Here is a 16,364-nt window from a genome sequence, read left to right on the forward strand (position 1 = left end):
AGGGGGCATGGCGGCAGGAGTTGTCTCTTTCATCGCTCAAACCTTAACGTAAAATATCTGCCCTGCCTGGATTATACCTTTATTGCTTGTTGATTTTCGTTTAAGTCCCGTTAAGAGCCTGGAAATAAATTTCCGGCTCAAAGCTGAAGTAAGCTAAAGCTTACTACATTAGCCTTTCAACCCGTTAAAACGGGTTTTAGCTTTTAGCCCGTTCGCGTTCGCGAAGCGTTCCCGAATGGTACTTTAGTTCAGGCTTAAGTCAGCACCATTCCTCTTAGCAGCAACCTAAGAACACTTTTCGCATTCGTTATAGATGAAGGAAACACTGCCTTCTGCCTTCTGTTTCTTGGAAGAATGAATTGCCTCACCACTTAATAAAGCCAAGGAATCAACTTTTTGACTTGCTGTTGGTAGTCTGAGTATTCCGAGTACTTCTCACTCAACCACACTTCTTCCCTATTGGCTTTAAGGTCGAAAAAGATAAACAAGATAATGGCTGCAACTAGGTGAGACAGACTGACTTGAAAGACTACCCAGCTAAAAGCGGCAAGAATCAATCCACTATACAAGGGATGCCGGACAATGCCGTAAATACCCGATCGCACTAACTGTCCGTCTTCTCTGGGATAAGGTAAAGGGGTTAGGTTGCGCCCCAAGTCCAGCAGTCCTTTGATGATGAGGATGAAGGCTGCCAATCCAAGTACTGCCGTGATGCCCCAACGCAGATAGAGCAATGCTGGTGAGCCAATATTCCATTCACTTGGGCGGTAAACTGGCACCAATACGAAGCCAATGAGCAATGCCCCCTGGAGTAGTACTAAGTATTCTCCGCGCTCACCGCTACGCCAGCCTTTACGGGTGAAACCCCAGTCGCTCAGAAGTTTCATTTGCGATCGCTCCTACTTTACAGATATCTGCATCAAGACAGTTCTTGTCTTAAAATGACTTGTTTTATTGCAATAATTAACAATTTTTAGCAATTAATGAGCAAATGCTCAACTTCTAGAAGAGGCTCTCATCTTAATTCACTATGTCTGTAAGTCCGATTATTTAGCTGTTTTGCTATCATTCAATGGATTTTTACCTGATAAATAATAATTTCTATGATTACAAAAATTAATTTATTCGTTAAGATAAGTAACATTCGCCTCATCAAAATTGTTTTGGAACTATACCTATGAATGCTACTGAGCGCCTTACGGCTTACCTTGCTGCTGTCTTAAAGCCCAGTCTGTTTGACAACGTTTGGTCTCAAGCTGCCTGGACTGTACTGCGAGTTGTTGCTGGATTGGTGATGATTCACAACGGTTTGGATAAGCTATCGAACATCCAGAGCTTTGCGGATGCTTATGTTTCCGTAATTGGTCTACCCTTTCCGATTTTCTTCAGCTACTGTGCTGCCTACACTGAGTTAATTGGCGCACCGTTTCTGGCTTTAGGGCTTTTGACTCGTCCGGCTGCGGCTGGTTTGTTCTCGACGATGTTGGTAGCGATGTACCATCACGTTCTGGTTGCTGGGTTCAGCATTCCTTATCTGGAACTGTCAATGCTATATGCTGTCTGCTTCTTGTTCTTCTTGATCAATGGTGCAGGACAGTTTTCTATTGATGCGGTGTTGGCTAACCAACTGAACGCTGTAGCAACAAGCAGTGTCTTAAATTCTTTTGCCAGCCAACGAGAACAGCAAGTTGAGTCTTTGGAACCGTCTTTCCAAGACTCCGAAAAAGAAAGCGTTTCGGTAACTAAGTAAGGTTTTTCTATAGCAACAACGACTTACTGCTGGTGCTTATTAGAAAATCAATGTTTTTAACCCGCCTAGGCGGGTTTTGTCGTAGCTGTCATCTAGCAATCGCTATAAAGGTTAGGACGAAAGGAATACACAAAATTCCTTATCTGTCGGTGTTTGATACCTAACACCTAGCACCTGTTATAAGGAATACGCTGAAAACCATAAGAGCTTCAGCCAAGGGATGAAAGCTAGTTGCAGGATTTATCCTGCTGCAAAATCTGGTTTTGGAAGTTTAGAAATATACTTCCGAACCAAGTCAGACATTGAACAGCCTTGTTTTTCTGCCTCTTGTCGTAGCTGCTCGTACTCGTACTCAGATACCCGAATATCTAACTTTTTTGTTCTTGACATATCATGCCATTTGTCTGCACAATCAAGTATAACAGGCAAGGTAATTAACCTGTATAAAAACCTAACTGCCTAACGGCAATCTGAACCTTGACAAGTGAATCTATGCGGTTCTACTGCATTGTTCTAGCTTCGACCTCGCAGTAGGTAAAAGATTCATGGGGGCTAGGCGAATCAGAAGGCGTAAGACGATTTGTTTCAATCTAAACAGGACTTGCAGTAATGCAACTACCGGAGGGCATCCGGAAAGTAACGCTTGGGGAGAATCCCACCTCTGGGTTAGATGACGCAAGGAGCCTAATCTAAGTGGTTTCAGTGAACCAAGAATCCCCTCGACTTTAGTCAGGGGAGTGTCAAAACTCGACATTGATGCACAGCCGTGTACCCCTCTATAGATAGTGGTTAGGTGTTCGACAGTATGAAACTGTAAAAAATATTAAATAATAATTTGTCGTTCTCTATAGTGTTTGCTGTTTTAGCGCTGGCTGTATCAAACCCTCAGACACTATTTCTCTCAGCACTGTTTGCCGTTAGTTTAGCGATTGTGCATCTCTATGCTGGCAAATTGAGATTCCTTGATGCGCTTCCTCGGAGTCGTTGGCTTTCTCTAGCAGGTGGGGTTTCAGTTGCCTATGTGTTTGTTCACTTGCTACCTGATTTGAATGAACACCAAGAGGTGATTCAGGAGTTAGAGGGGTCAGCTATTGGGTTTCTGGAACACGATGTATACTTAATGGCGCTTTTAGGTCTAGCAGTCTTTTATGGATTGGAGCGAGTTGTTAAGGCATCTCGTCAACGCCAACGTCAGGCAGGTGAAAGTGATGCTCCTAGTGCTGGTGTTTTTTGGTTACATATTGGCTCTTTTGCCATTTACAACGCCCTAATTGGTTACTTGTTGCTCCATCGAGAAGAAGCAGATACTCAAAGTTTATTTTTATTTTTTGTGGCAATGGCTTTGCACTTCCTAGTGAATGATTTTGGACTTCGGCAAGACCACAAAGATACTTATGATAAGCGAGGGCGTTGGATATTAGCGGCGGCAATTATTGTGGGGTGGGTGATTGGTAGTGGAACCAAAATTCCTGAAGCTGCGATCGCTGTCCTTTTTGCCTTTTTAGCAGGTGGTATCATTCTCAATGTCCTCAAAGAAGAACTACCGGAAGAACGTGAAAGTCGCTTCTGGGCTTTTGCCTTAGGTGCAGGTGCCTACACGGTACTCCTGATAGCACTCTAAACAGAGTGTGGTTAAAAGCACTTGTCGTACAGGCAAACAATTGAAAGAGCATTAGGACAAAATATAGGTACAGGAGAATTGATGAGTTGATTGGGTGCGACTTGGAGTTCTAAAGAGTATTCCAGCTAAGTAGCAAAAAAAGCTGGCTACTTTCTTCTGCAATTGGGTAGGACAATAGTATTTCAAGAATATGTAGTCTTAAATACTAAATTGAAATAATATTCATGCGTTTAAGGTCAGACTCTTCTTCGATTGGATATAGACGCTGGTGGCTGATAGTGCCGCTCTCATTAGTGGCGTTGCTTTTGGCTCACGGTATGGCGCTGATCTATCGGATTCAACCTGCTGTTTCTTTGTGGTTTCCTCCTTCTGGTGTGGCGATCGCATTGACACTTTGGTTCGGCACAATTGGCGTTGTCCTAACGGGTATCACATCAATCTTGATCGCCCCTGTATGGGGAAATGATGGCTGGACGCAGTTGGCTGGAGTAACTGACGCAACAGAACCCTTGGTTGCCTGGTTGCTTTATCGGTATTGCTTTTCCGGTTCGCTTTCTCTGTCTTGCCTCAGGGATGCCGTTGCTTTTATCTTGAGTGCGCCAGTCGCTGCCTGTGCTACCTCTGCCATTGTTGGGAGTTTCACCCTAGTGGCTGTGGGTAAAATGCCTGCATCAGACTTAACAACAAGCATCCCCCACTGGTGGCTAGGTAATGCAATCGGAACATTAGCGATCGCACCCACAGCCCTATTAGTATTGACCCCATGTTTACAAAACTGGGGCTGGTTATCCTCTAGAGAACAGGGTGTAAAAAGTAGAGAAGAATTTTGCCTCCACCTTGTACCCACCTTTTGGGCAGAAGTGGTTACGATTCTACTCTTCGTTGTCGCTACGGCAACGCTCATTGTCTCCAAGACTAATCAGGCAAACTTTGCCTTTCAACAGCTTTCCTTTTTGAGCTTTATACCCATCCTCTGGGCAGCTACCCGTTTTGGGGTGAAAGGTGGGATGCTAACCTCAAGCTTCTGCGTGTTGGTAACGCTCCTCGCCTACCTCCTTGCCTACCCCAACGCCATCTCATTGCCCAACTTTCCTGTACCAGCAGAAGTCTTGCACGTCCACAAGCTGAGCCTCTTGGTGCAGTGCGCTGTCAGTTTATTAGTGGGATGTGCAATTACAGAACGGGCAGCAACAATGGTGGTATTGGCAGTGGAACGGGTGCGATCGCAAGAACATCAAGCCCGCATTCAGCTTAGTGAGCAACTCATTCAACTCAACACTGAACTCACTGAAGCGAACAGCCGTTTGGAACAATCCAATCGAGATAAGGAAGACTTGCTAAGGCGAGAACAGATTGCCCGTGTAGATAGTGAGGCAGCACGAAAGGTAGCAGAAACCGCTAATCGGATGAAAGATGACTTTCTTGTTGTTCTCTCTCATGAACTCAGAACTCCTCTCAATCCTGTCTTGGGTTGGTCAAGGCTACTGCAAAGCCGTAAGTGTGATGAAGCAACGCTCAATAAAGCACTAGAAACGATTGAACGTAATGCTAAGTTGCTGATGCAATTGATTGAAGACTTGCTGGATGTTTCCGGTATTCTTCAAGGTCAGCTAAGCCTGAATGTCTCTCCTGTTGACCTAGTACCTATTATTGAAGCAGCGATTGAAACGGTGCATCTAGCGGCTGAGGCGAAGTCAATACAGATTCAGACTTTATTGCAGCCAAACGTGGGTCAAGTTTCGGGCGATCGCACCCGTCTACAGCAAGTCGTTTGGAACTTACTCTCGAATGCCGTTAAGTTTACTTCCCCTGGAGGTCGGGTGGACGTTCAACTCTTCTCCCTAGGCACACAGGCTCAAATTCGAGTCAGTGATACTGGTTCTGGAATTAGTAAGGATTTTTTGCCATTTGTCTTTGATTACTTTCGTCAAGCTGATAGCAGTACAACCAGAGTTTTTGGCGGATTGGGTTTAGGGTTAGCTATTGTTCATCGGTTGGTCGAATTACATGGTGGAACAGTTCAGGCAGAAAGCCCTGGAGCAGAGTTGGGGGCTACATTTACTGTGTCACTTCCCTTGATAAAAGCTGATAACAATACAAGTGAAAGTAAGCTGATGCTTGACCAAGAATTCTAGATTTGAATTTTCAATTAAACATACGAAATGCTCAAATACTTCTCTTTAAAGTAAAAAATGCTGTAAACAAATATTAAATAACTGTCTTTGAATAAAATTTATAATTTAAGTCTATGCTGCTTACTAAAGCTATTTTTCAAATTGTGTGTTCTAGAAATCTCTAAAGTGAGAGGTTAACCCGATGAATTATAAAGTCGTTGTACTCATCACTTTTTTTACCACAATCGGTTTTACGGTTCCCGGAACTGCTCAAATTCAAAACCGTTCGCAAGACTTTTTTGAGCAGGGATGGGAACAAATAGAAAGAGAAATTGAGATTCTTCGAGAAAAACCCCTTGAAGAAGAAGCAAACTCTCAATCTCCAGAATCAGAACCATTACTCGATGTTAAACCTTCTCCTGTCAACCAATCTGGAGAGCCGCTAGATGAAGAAGAAATTCCTACCACAGAATCCGAGAACACAGAAAATCTCAACAGTAATCAGAGTCAGCCAAAAACTTCTGAAGCTAAAAACCAATAACTAACTACTACTTCAAATGATTTTAGGCTTTGACCCAGGACGTGATAAGTGTGGTTTGGCAGTGATGGGGCGGGAGCAACAGTTACTCTACCATCAGGTTGTGCTATCACAAGATGCGATCGCAGCGATTCAGCAATTATGCCAACAGTTCGTAATTGAAACGATTGTGATGGGTGATCAAACTACGGCTAAAAGCTGGAAACAAAAAATTGTTGGCGAATTGGGGATATCTATACCGATTGTGTTAGTAGATGAGCGCTACAGCAGTTTAGAAGCACGCGATCGCTACTGGCAAATGTACCCCCCCAAAGGGATTGAACTCCTCATCCCTAAAGGATTACGGCAACCCCCTCGACCTGTCGATGATATTGTCGCCATCCTGCTCATTGAGCGCTACTTGGAGAAATTAGGAAGCAAAGATTAGGGATTAATGAAATTTTCAAAATACCTTTATCTCACTCTCCCCCCGCTTCCCCTACTTCCCCAACAAACAGAACTGATAGTTCAAAGTTCTGCCCGGATGGTAAAGGCATAGTCCCCTCCAGGCTCCAACTGGTAATCGAACCGCTCTAAAAATCGACCAAGTGGCTCCTGAATCAGGGCACGTCCGAGAGAAGGTCTGACGGATAACTGACCTCGCCGGAAACACCACTGAAACTGCCACGCATACTCGGCTGCTTGGACTTCCCCTTCAATCTTGCCGTGTTGCCAAGAGTGCTGAGTAATTCGGACATAGGCAGTGGTTTCCGGCAAATGCTTAGAAGTCACAATTGCAACAATTCTTATCTGTTCTAAAAACTTTAGATTAGCAAATTCGTCAAGATCTAAGTCAATCTAACTCCTTTTTTCTATCCTGGGTGAGACAACTCACCGTAATCAGTCGCCTTTTTGGTAAGCAATTAGTAAGACACCGATGTTAAAAAGCTTCTGGATTTGAGTAAGAGGGGGGTTTTGAGTCAGGAGAAAATAATCCTAGCAGAGGCCCCAGGATTGCTCCAAAAATAAAGCCACCCGCGTGTGCCCAATACGCTACGCCACCGCTCTCCATTCCGACATTAGCTGGTGCTTCTAGCATTGCAAGCCCATTGAAGGCTTGCTGTAAAAACCAAAACCCTAGGAAAAAGACTGCTGGTACCCGAATAGCCGTGAAAAAGAGAGGAATAAACGTTACCACCCTCACATTAGGGAACTTTAGGATATATGCCCCCATAACACCTGCGATCGCACCACTTGCTCCTAGCGAAGGAACCCCAGAATTAGCCGAAAAAAACCACTGGCTGAGGGCGGCTAAGACACCGCAAGTTAGGTAGAAGATCAAGTACTTGACGCTGCCGAGTTCCTCCTCAATGTTGTTGCCAAAAATCCACAGAAACAACATATTGAAACCCACATGAGTAAATCCGGCATGGAGGAATTGTGAGGTTATCAAGGTTAGCGGTTCTGGTACTGGCTGATTGATGGCAATGCCATCAAAACTCGCAGTCAGTTCCCTAGGAACAACAGCAAATAGGTGAAAGAATCCATCTAGCTGGGGAGGAACTAACGTTAGCTCATAGATAAAGACCAAGATATTTGCAGCAATCAAGGCATAAGTGACATAGGGAGTGATTTTTATGGGATTTTCATCACGAAGTGGAACCACAAGTCTCTTTCCTGTTTATTTAGAAAACTGGAAGAAACATAACTTAATTTGTTTGCCTCTGACTGCCAACTGTGGGTAGATTTCTGGTGATGCTCACTCAAAGCGTTCAGTATTCAGCTTTTAAGGAGTGCTCCGTCACTGAACTTGATCCCATTTCTAAAAAGACTTAGGTCGATCAGAAAATAACCCCAGTAATGGAGCCAGAAGTGCCCCAAACACAAATCCGCCTGCATGTGCCCAGTAGGCAATTCCTCCACTTTCCATGCCAACATTAGTCTGTACACCTAGACTGGCAATACCGTACAACGCTTGCTGTACAAACCAAAGCCCCAAGAAGAAAATCGCTGGGATATTAGGAAAGACAATAAAGGGACCCAAGAATACTAGAGTTCGGATTTGGGCATTGGGGAATCTAAGAATATAAGCACCCATCACCCCTGCGATCGCACCACTTGCACCTAAGGAAGGGATTCCTGATTGCATTGAGAAAAACCATTGAGCCAAAGCCGCCAGAATTCCGCAGGTAATGTAAAAAATAAAGTACTTGACGTGACCCAGTTTGTCCTCAATATTGTTACCAAAAATCCACAAAAACAACATATTCCCGGCAATATGCAAAAAACCACCATGGAGGAACTGGGACGTTATTAGTGTCAGTGGTTCTGGTATTGCTTGAGGCACAGAGATAGGGATGCCAGTAAAGCTTGCCGTTAACTCTCTAGGAACGACAGCATAAAGTTGAAAGAATTGCTCCAGTTGTTGCGGTGCCAACATGACTTGATGGATGAACACCACAATATTTACAGCAATCAGACCGTAGGTCACATAGGGAGTAAGGCGCGTTGGATTGTTATCGTCAATGGGAAACACAGCTGTTGTTCCTACCTATCCAAAACTGGAAAAACGTCCTAACTGGTTCTAATTTGTCTGCTTACTAGGATAGATTGACATCTAATGAACAAGAAGAATACAGAAGTTCAGAAGTTCAGGAGAATCCTAAACTTTGGACGAACTGAAGTTCTGGTGACCTGATATAAAGCAGGGGTCACAATCCCCCACTGAAATTCTTGAGAGTGGCTTTCTTTGAAGTGAGTTAGAATCCCCATCTCACTCATCCCAAGCTGAACTCCTGAACTCCTCCATTCTGAACTTCTTTCAACTGGGTCATGTGATGTTCTTTGTTCACTGAAGCTTATAATGAAAAACCCTTCTCTGTTCAGAGAAGGGTCAATTTTTGGCAAAAGATGGAATTGAAAAAATTTACCAGCCCTGCTCAAACTATTCTATAACATGGGCAACGAGATCATTGGTTTGCTTATCAACAACTCGTTAAGTGAGGCTAGCCAACTCAACGACAGAGATTAGCCTTCAACGATGATCTTACCTGCCATACCAGCGCCACGGTGAGGCTGGCAGTAGTAGGGGTATTCACCAGGAGTGGCATCTGCGGGGAAAGTCGTCTCGAAAGACTCACCAGGAGAGAACGTTAACTTCTCATGAGACAGCTTCTTCGCCAATGCTTTATCCCCACCAGGGACTTTAGTGTCATCAAAGACAGCATTGTGAGGAGGAACTTTGTTCATCTGCCACTTGACAGTGTCACCTGGCTTAACTGTCAAAGTCGCTGGTTCAAACTGAAGCAATCCCTTGTCGGTACCCATCTTAACCGTATAGGTTTCTGCGGCTGCGGGTGCTGCTGACAATGCAAAGCTAGCGACTACTAGGAGGATTGCAGACAGTAGCAAACCTAGCCTGCGTGGAATTGCGGCTTTAAATTTCATCATTTTCTCCGAAAATTCGTAATTGAATTCTTTATTAACATTTTAGGGCAACTCTTTACCTTTCTTACGTTTGTGAGAACCTTGCCCTAGTGGTTCATGAATGCTCCTCCACCTGCGTTTCGCGAGGTGGCGGTGTCTTGCAAGGTTTTATCCCTTGCGATAGGCAGCATTCTCGCCGTGTTGTGGGAACTTTTGCCCACAATCACCCCCAAGTCGTTTCCGCTGTGGGGCTTTTTTCAAAAATCTGATGTGCCCCATCCAGGCGCTTTTTGGGCGGCTCTAAGAACAAAGGCAGCTAACTTTTCTACTTGCTCCTGTGGCATCCAACTCTCTGGAACTTGGCGGCACCAAAAGCTGATATCACTACCATCGTAAGTCATTGGCTCTCTTAAAAAAGCGACTAAACCATTGATGTTATCGCGAGGTGGCGTAGCACCAGCCAGAGTATTTAAGGCAAGGGATACCGTTGGGTCTGGCAACGTTGCCCCACCAACATGACAATTCAAGCAGTGAGTCTCAAATAACTCTTTACCCGCAGACAGGTCTTCAGCCGAGAATGGCTTCGTCTGACCTTGCCCATCCAGAGCGAGAGCAACTGGCTCCGTTGCCTTTAGGTAGCGCCTGACGTAGGTGTCTACAGCCGCGTGAGCGGGTGTACTGACCATAAAGACGCTAAAAAAGGCAATTAAAGCGGCAAGTAGACAGGGAACGGAGAACAGTTGATGCCGTAATGAATGCAAATATTGAGTGATTTTGATGGCTCTGGTCAGCATTAATCCTTAGTCCTTAGTCATTGGTCATGAGTCCTCAGTCATTGATCATGAGTCATTAATCGTTCATCCTCGGTTCTTAGCTTGGCTTTTAGTTGACCAATGACTAGGGGATTGGGACTGTGACCAATGACTAATGACCAATAACCAATTCACATCATCCAGATGTTAGTTGTAGACCTTGCCGCCTCCCCACATTCTGCCGAGGATTTTCGGCTGAAGCAGAATATGACCTGCGATCGCTTCTAGGTCATCCTCAGTCAGATTTCTCATCTCAGGATAGATATCAGCGCTCTTGAGACTAGGGTGTAACTCAGAAATCTCAAGTTCCCCGTCATAAGTCGTAGGATTCTTCATGTAATCCACTAAGGCAGCAATGTTATCGCGCGGTGGCGTTGCCCCGGCAAGCACATTTGTATCTAGCCCTACGTTAGGGTCAGTTTTAGTTCTGCCTCCACCATGACATTGAGCACAGGTATCGTTAAAAAGGCGTTTGCCTTTCTGCACTTGCTCAAGCGTCAGGACAGTGGTGTCACCCGCTTCATTCAAAGGCATCGTGCGAATGTCGGTACTCAGTTCAACCGCTGATACACTCCCGACTGCAATTTGAAAGGCAAAGAATACAGTTGCCACAGCAAGCAAGATGAATCGCTTCATTCTTGGTTCTCCTTGGAAAATTTGGCTCATTCGTTTTGGATGCTAAAGCACAGCACCGACTCAATCACTGCAACTCCTCAGATTAAGAAGGCGATCGCAGCCAACCACTTAGCAGGGGTAATAAAGACGTATTAACGTGCGGAAGAACCACACACTGGCACTTTGGCTCATTCCCAAAGGTGCTGCCTACCATCAGGGGACTTTAATCCTTCCTCCGATAGTGTGGCTGAGCCTTGTCGTTCGGACAAAATTTTAGAAATAATGGCCTTGGCATCCTCCAGGATCAGATTGGTTTCTTGCGTTTTGTAAGCAATTGCCAACTGTTCGTGTAAATAGCACACCTGTGCAACTGGAAGATCATATTCTGCGGCAATATCCGCAATCGATAGGTCTGCAAACCCCATAAGTCTTGGCTGGCTAAGATTGAGATCGAGTCACTCTAATATGAATATGATGCCACTCTTACGACCCCTTTCCCTATATCAAAAACTGGGTTGGGATCAATCAGAACCTCTAACACTCAAGTGCATTGCTTCTGGGATCGGAGCCACTAGGGGTGTCACTGGAAGAGGTTGATGAAGGCGAATGAGTTGGGCAAGAGTTCTTTTTAACTGAGTACGGGGTACGATCGCATCAACAAAGCCGTGCTGTAGCAGATATTCAGACGTTTGAAAATCGTCAGGGAGCTTTTCTCTGAGGGTTTGTTCAATCACTCGCCGTCCTGCAAAACCAATGGTTGCCTTTGGTTCTGCCAGAATGATGTCTCCAAGCATGGCAAAGCTTGCTGTGACACCGCCCGTTGTCGGATGTGTGAGAATCGGGATGTAAAGCAAGCTTGCTTCACGATGACGCTGTAGTGCCCCGGAGATTTTCGCCATCTGCATCAGACTCAACATCCCCTCCTGCATCCTTGCCCCACCAGAAGCGCAAGCAATGATGACAGGTAGCCGTCTTAGTGTGGCTTGTTCAATCACACGGGTGAGTTTTTCTCCAACCACAGAACCCATGCTACCGCCCATAAAGCGGAAGTCCATGACCCCCAAAGCCACTGGCAAATTATCTAGCTGACCTGTACCTGTTTGAACGGCATCTACTAAATGTGTTTTTTCTTGGGTTTCTCGTAAACGATCGCTATACTGTTTGCGATCGCGAAATTTCAAAGGGTCAGTTGGATGCAGATGCTCATCAATAGGAACCCAGGTGTTGGCATCAATGAGCTGACGGATACGTTCGTCACTAAACACCCGCATATGATAGTCACACTCTAGGCAGACCATTTGGTTCGCTTGCAGGTCTTTGGTATACGCCATAACTCCGCAAGCCTGACACTTTGTCCACAGCCCATCAGCAATCTCACGTTCTTGTCGTTGTTGACTGCTCGGTTCTGGCTTTCGTCGATTTGCAAACCAATCGAATAGAGACATGAAAATTTTTTATCCTTAATTGTTATCTGATGCTCCTGCTTGCTCCTCCTCTGGAGAACTCAGTAGGAGTAAAGCCGTCCATTGGTCATGTGAGAGAACTTGCAAAGCAGCAGGACTACACGCACCGAAATAAGAAGCTATCCCCGCGTCAACAATCCGACTGGGGATGTCATGCGCCGCTAGCACCTGCTGCATCAGCTCGGCTTCCCAACGGGCATTCGTTGTTTTCAGCGTTATCCAGGACACAGGTTAATCTTATCAAGTCAAGACGGTTGTTTTTGGGTAAATCATACAGGGAATTGGGAGTTGGGGATTGGGAATTGGGGATTAGGAGAGGATTTATATTAGGTAATCTTAAGGCGGGGAGGGGGTATAAGAATTGTCCAGACTGATCGTTTTGTTCTTAATTACCAGTTCCCTATTACTCGTCCCAATCGTTCGTTAGCTAAAAGGGAAAAATAGCCGTAGGTAGGTTGATAAAATCGCCTCTCCCCAGAAAACCGACAAGGCTGCTCCTAAGGCGAGAAACGGACCAAAGGGCATTGGTTGCCTACGATCTAGCCAACCGAGAGCGATCGCACCTCCACCAGCGAAAGCACCAACAGCACAGGCAATAAATCCCCCCAACAGCAGATATTTCCATCCCAGCCAAGCTCCCATCATTGCCGCTAATTTTGCATCTCCCCCACCCATCGCCGCTTGCCCAAAGATCATTGAGCCAACAACGGTAATAATGTCAAACAGCCAAATCCCAAGCACAGCACCGATAATGCCCACCATTAACTGCTTGAATCCGTCTGGCAGTTGAGACGCTTGTAAAAAACCAGCAGTTCCTTGGAATACTAAACCCGCTACCAATCCAGACTGCGTTAATGAGTTTGGTAGGGTCATCGTATCCAGGTCAATCAGAGAGAGTGCGAGTAACCAGCTCAAAAAAGCCCAATAGCCTAACGTTTCAACCCCAAAGCCATACATCCAGAAAACCAACACATACAGCACACCCGTTATCCCTTCTACCACGGGATATCGCGACGGAATCCGGCTTCGGCAGTGACGGCAGCGCCCTTTCAACAAAAACCAACCCAATACTGGAATATTCTCGCGTTTTCCCAGCTTATGTAAGCACTGGGGACAGCGAGATGGAGGCCAGAGAATCGATAGATTAGCTGGCAGTCGATAAACTACAACATTTAGGAAGCTACCAATCGAGGCACCTACAGCAAAAACAATCAAAGAAGTCAGACTAATAACCAGAGCTTCCATGTTATGTAGCAATCCTTAACTTTAGTTGCTAATTGTCTGCTGTTAATTATTGGTGAACAACCAATCACGAACAACAAACAACCAATAACTAATAAATTTCCGCCTCAAGCTGACTAAAAGGCACAAAAGATTCCTGCGGTAAAAGAATAACTTTACTTCTAAAAATAAGCTTGCCTCGATGGGTATAGCGGTCAATAGCTACACCATAAGGACGCTGTGTGAGTTCTGGATGAACTTCATAATAAGTACGGTAAATCTGTCGGGCTGCTCTTAAGAGAGCCGGATCTAGCAGCATCGGTAAATCCATCCGATCTGCGTAACTTCCTTGCGCTTGCTGTGACGTGTACACCACCCACCTACCCCTCTACCCCTATTGTTTATGCTCGACTTTAATCCACTAGCGCCATTACAGCAAGAGGCGCCGGAGCGTAAAAAATTGCTTTAATCGTACAAAAATTAACTACGCTCTAGTGCGCGAATTAAGGAATCTCCCATTGCGCGACAGCCCAATAGGTTCATTCCTTCCGACATGATGTCCCCGGTGCGATCGCCTGAGTCCAACACCTGTAGCACTGCCTGCTCAATCCGTTGGGCTGCTGTAGGCTGATTTAAGCCATAGCGTAGCATCATTGCGGCACTTAATACCTGAGCCAAGGGATTAGCTTTATCCTGACCCGCAATGTCAGGTGCTGAGCCGTGGACAGGTTCAAAGACACCAGGATTTTTGTCCCCTAAACTCGCAGAGGGTAACATCCCAATGCTGCCAGTAAGCATCGCGGCTGCATCGGAGAGAATGTCTCCGAACAGATTGCCAGTGACAATTGTGTCAAACTGCTTCGGTGCCCTGAGTAGCTGCATAGCCGCATTATCAACATACAGGTGAGATAGCTCAACATCAGGATACTCAGAGGCTAGCTGCGTAATGCGATCGCGCCACAACTGCGACACCTCCAGCACATTCGCTTTATCCACCGAGCAAAGTCTTTTGCCCCGTTTCTGTGCCGTCTCAAATGCTACCCGTCCAATTCGGTCAATCTCGGCTTCTGTATAAGCCATCGTATTGACTCCGCGTTTCTCACCTGTTTCCGTGGTGAAGACACCCCTAGGCTGACCAAAGTAGATACCACCCGTGAGTTCTCGCACCACCATAATATCAACGCCCTCAACCACTTCCCGTTTCAAGCTTGAGGCATCAATTAGTTGGGGTAATATTGTTGCGGGTCGGAGATTGGCGAATAAACTAAGACCAGCTCTTAAACCCAAGAGTCCCGTTTCTGGGCGTAAATGGCGAGGTAAAGAATCCCACTTATAACCACCAATTGCCGCTAGCAATACCGCATCACTGTTACGGCACATTTCCAGAGTGTCAGCGGGCAGTGGTTCACCTACTGCATCAATCGCTGCACCCCCGATTAGGGCTTCTTGAAACTCAAACCGTAAGTCTAGCTGCTCACCTACGACTTTTAAAACATCGACCGCTACTGCCATGATTTCCGGACCAATACCATCGCCGGGGAGTAGGGTAATGCGGTAAGAGTGGGTCATTGTACGTTTTGCTAAGTTGACTATTTAAACGGTGGCGGAAATTTTTGCCGATTAAATATCATACCTAGCAAACGTGCAGATGGAATCGTTGTTTAACTTGATTGCAGGTCAGTACAACAATGAGCTGCCTCGCTCTGGCTGAGTGTTGGAAGCGTTGTACTTTCAGGGAAGTTCTTCTTATTTGTACCCTGTGAGGACTCTAGAGTAGGAAGACGGCTTTGTAAAGATGCGATCGCCTGACCCTGTTGATCGACTAATTTTGGAATAATCTTAAATTTACCTAGCACTTTCTCCACCCTAGCCATACGGCTCTCCACCGTCGTTATCGTCTGGCTAAATTGACTGAGTTCTCCTGATAGAGGTTCAACACTCCCCAGTAAGCTTTCTACCTCAGCCATACGACTCTCTACTGCCGTTACTGTTTGGCTCACTTGGCTGATTTGTCCTGCTAGAGGTTCAACACTCCCTAGTAAGCGTTCTACCTCAGCCATATGGCTCTCTAGCGTCGTTACCGTCTGGCTCAATTCGCTGATTTGTCCTGCTAGAGGTTCAACCGACTCTGGTAAGGTTTCTACCTGAGCAATACGGCTTTCTAGAGTCGTTACTATCTGGCTCAATTGACTGATTCTCCCTACCAGAGGTTCAACGTTCCCCATTAAGTTTTCTACTTTACTTATACGACTCTCTAGCGCCGTCATTACCTGAGTGAATTGCTCTATGGGTTGAGTTGAACTTCTATCGGCTTCCAAGAATCTCTCTATAGCACCTAGGCGGCTCTCTAGGGCAGCCATGGCTTCATTTCGCTGGTACGATTGGTCGATTAAACTACTAACTTTTGGCAACAATTCTTCCAGACCCACCAGGCGGTTCCCTACAGGGTCTTGCACAGGAGCAGATTGGGGAGCAACTTCAGAGGTTTTCTTTGACTCTAAGCCCTGCTTTACCATAGTGATGAGCCAATAGGCTGTGGCGGTGATCACTTCTTCTACTATGACTTGCAGCACACTAGAAAAACCCTGCTTATTTGACTGGTTTTTGGTGTTTGGCTCGTTTGGAGATTGTTGATTTGGCTCGTTTGGAGATTGTTCAGGATTTTGGGATTTTTCCATACCGAAAAGCTTATGTAACCAAGCCATAATTGTTCACCCAAAGAATTAGAAAAAGTATTACGTCGAGCCTAGTTATAGTTAATAGTTAATTATCAATTAGTTGCATCAATCTCTGGAGAGAAGATAAGCACTAGCCTTTTTCTTAGT

The 16,364-nt window shown here is 45.5% G+C and carries 20 protein-coding genes; 5 read left to right on the forward strand and 15 right to left on the reverse strand.

Going from position 1 to position 16,364, the window contains the following annotated elements:
• Positions 1-371: 371 nt before the first annotated feature.
• Positions 372-887: an isoprenylcysteine carboxylmethyltransferase family protein gene (locus H6F98_RS21300; protein WP_192220720.1), complete on the reverse strand. Its 516-nt coding sequence runs from the start codon at positions 885-887 to the stop codon at positions 372-374.
• Between the two features lie 290 nt (positions 888-1,177).
• On the opposite strand from H6F98_RS21300, the gene H6F98_RS21305 reads away from it, so the two are divergent.
• Entirely contained in the window at positions 1,178-1,750 is a 573-nt protein-coding gene (locus H6F98_RS21305) for a DoxX family protein (protein ID WP_192220721.1), read from the forward strand.
• Between the two features lie 240 nt (positions 1,751-1,990).
• On the opposite strand, the gene H6F98_RS21310 is transcribed toward H6F98_RS21305, so the two are convergent.
• Positions 1,991-2,140, reverse strand: a complete 150-nt coding sequence (locus H6F98_RS21310) for a plasmid mobilization protein (RefSeq protein ID WP_192220722.1) — start codon at positions 2,138-2,140, stop codon at positions 1,991-1,993.
• Between the two features lie 445 nt (positions 2,141-2,585).
• Between H6F98_RS21310 and H6F98_RS21315 the strand changes: the two genes are divergently transcribed.
• From H6F98_RS21315 to H6F98_RS21330, 4 genes are all read left to right on the forward strand, one after another.
• Positions 2,586-3,371, forward strand: a complete 786-nt coding sequence (locus H6F98_RS21315; RefSeq protein ID WP_199348772.1) for a hypothetical protein — start codon at positions 2,586-2,588, stop codon at positions 3,369-3,371.
• A 224-nt stretch (positions 3,372-3,595) separates the two neighbouring features.
• Positions 3,596-5,506, forward strand: a complete 1,911-nt coding sequence (locus H6F98_RS34485) for an MASE1 domain-containing protein (protein WP_192220723.1) — start codon at positions 3,596-3,598, stop codon at positions 5,504-5,506.
• A gap of 181 nt (positions 5,507-5,687) precedes the next feature.
• On the forward strand, positions 5,688-6,026 hold the full coding sequence (locus H6F98_RS21325; RefSeq protein ID WP_192220724.1) for a hypothetical protein: 339 nt from the start codon (positions 5,688-5,690) through the stop codon (positions 6,024-6,026).
• A gap of 16 nt (positions 6,027-6,042) precedes the next feature.
• The gene (locus tag H6F98_RS21330) at positions 6,043-6,450 is read left to right on the forward strand and encodes a pre-16S rRNA-processing nuclease YqgF (protein WP_192220725.1); all 408 of its coding nucleotides are present in this window, start codon (positions 6,043-6,045) and stop codon (positions 6,448-6,450) included.
• A gap of 80 nt (positions 6,451-6,530) precedes the next feature.
• On the opposite strand, the gene H6F98_RS21335 is transcribed toward H6F98_RS21330, so the two are convergent.
• The 13 genes from H6F98_RS21335 to H6F98_RS21395 all read right to left on the reverse strand — a co-directional run bounded on the left by H6F98_RS21335 (position 6,531) and on the right by H6F98_RS21395 (position 16,244).
• Positions 6,531-6,794, reverse strand: coding sequence for a DUF3146 family protein (locus H6F98_RS21335; protein WP_192220726.1), 264 nt, complete (start codon positions 6,792-6,794; stop codon positions 6,531-6,533).
• 148 nt (positions 6,795-6,942) lie between these two features.
• Complete coding sequence (locus H6F98_RS21340; RefSeq protein WP_192220727.1) at positions 6,943-7,668, reverse strand: rhomboid family intramembrane serine protease; 726 nt, start codon at positions 7,666-7,668, stop codon at positions 6,943-6,945.
• A 156-nt stretch (positions 7,669-7,824) separates the two neighbouring features.
• Complete coding sequence (locus tag H6F98_RS21345; RefSeq protein WP_192220728.1) at positions 7,825-8,538, reverse strand: rhomboid family intramembrane serine protease; 714 nt, start codon at positions 8,536-8,538, stop codon at positions 7,825-7,827.
• A 491-nt stretch (positions 8,539-9,029) separates the two neighbouring features.
• Positions 9,030-9,452, reverse strand: a complete 423-nt coding sequence (gene petE, locus H6F98_RS21350) for a plastocyanin (protein ID WP_313929913.1) — start codon at positions 9,450-9,452, stop codon at positions 9,030-9,032.
• Between the two features lie 233 nt (positions 9,453-9,685).
• Entirely contained in the window at positions 9,686-10,222 is a 537-nt protein-coding gene (gene psbV2, locus H6F98_RS21355) for a photosystem II cytochrome PsbV2 (RefSeq protein WP_192220729.1), read from the reverse strand.
• Between the two features lie 165 nt (positions 10,223-10,387).
• The gene (psbV, locus tag H6F98_RS21360) at positions 10,388-10,876 is read right to left on the reverse strand and encodes a photosystem II cytochrome c-550 (RefSeq protein ID WP_192220730.1); all 489 of its coding nucleotides are present in this window, start codon (positions 10,874-10,876) and stop codon (positions 10,388-10,390) included.
• A gap of 167 nt (positions 10,877-11,043) precedes the next feature.
• On the reverse strand, positions 11,044-11,280 hold the full coding sequence (locus H6F98_RS21365) for a translation initiation factor IF-2 (protein ID WP_192220731.1): 237 nt from the start codon (positions 11,278-11,280) through the stop codon (positions 11,044-11,046).
• 96 nt (positions 11,281-11,376) lie between these two features.
• Entirely contained in the window at positions 11,377-12,300 is a 924-nt protein-coding gene (gene accD / locus H6F98_RS21370) for an acetyl-CoA carboxylase, carboxyltransferase subunit beta (RefSeq protein WP_192220732.1), read from the reverse strand.
• 15 nt (positions 12,301-12,315) lie between these two features.
• Positions 12,316-12,546, reverse strand: a complete 231-nt coding sequence (locus H6F98_RS21375) for a hypothetical protein (RefSeq protein ID WP_192220733.1) — start codon at positions 12,544-12,546, stop codon at positions 12,316-12,318.
• 195 nt (positions 12,547-12,741) lie between these two features.
• Positions 12,742-13,563 (reverse strand): A24 family peptidase, encoded by an 822-nt coding sequence (locus tag H6F98_RS21380; RefSeq protein WP_192220734.1) that lies wholly within the window; start codon positions 13,561-13,563, stop codon positions 12,742-12,744.
• A gap of 88 nt (positions 13,564-13,651) precedes the next feature.
• Positions 13,652-13,915 carry a hypothetical protein gene (locus tag H6F98_RS21385; RefSeq protein ID WP_192220735.1) on the reverse strand — a complete coding sequence of 88 codons (264 nt, stop codon included), beginning with the start codon at positions 13,913-13,915 and terminating at the stop codon, positions 13,652-13,654.
• Positions 13,916-14,019: 104 nt separating this feature from the next.
• Entirely contained in the window at positions 14,020-15,108 is a 1,089-nt protein-coding gene (leuB, locus tag H6F98_RS21390; RefSeq protein ID WP_192220736.1) for a 3-isopropylmalate dehydrogenase, read from the reverse strand.
• A 92-nt stretch (positions 15,109-15,200) separates the two neighbouring features.
• Positions 15,201-16,244, reverse strand: a complete 1,044-nt coding sequence (locus H6F98_RS21395) for a hypothetical protein (RefSeq protein ID WP_192220737.1) — start codon at positions 16,242-16,244, stop codon at positions 15,201-15,203.
• Positions 16,245-16,364 lie beyond the last annotated feature (120 nt).

This window comes from Microcoleus sp. FACHB-SPT15 (assembly GCF_014849525.1).
Taxonomy (GTDB): domain Bacteria; phylum Cyanobacteriota; class Cyanobacteriia; order Cyanobacteriales; family Coleofasciculaceae; genus Symplocastrum; species Symplocastrum torsivum.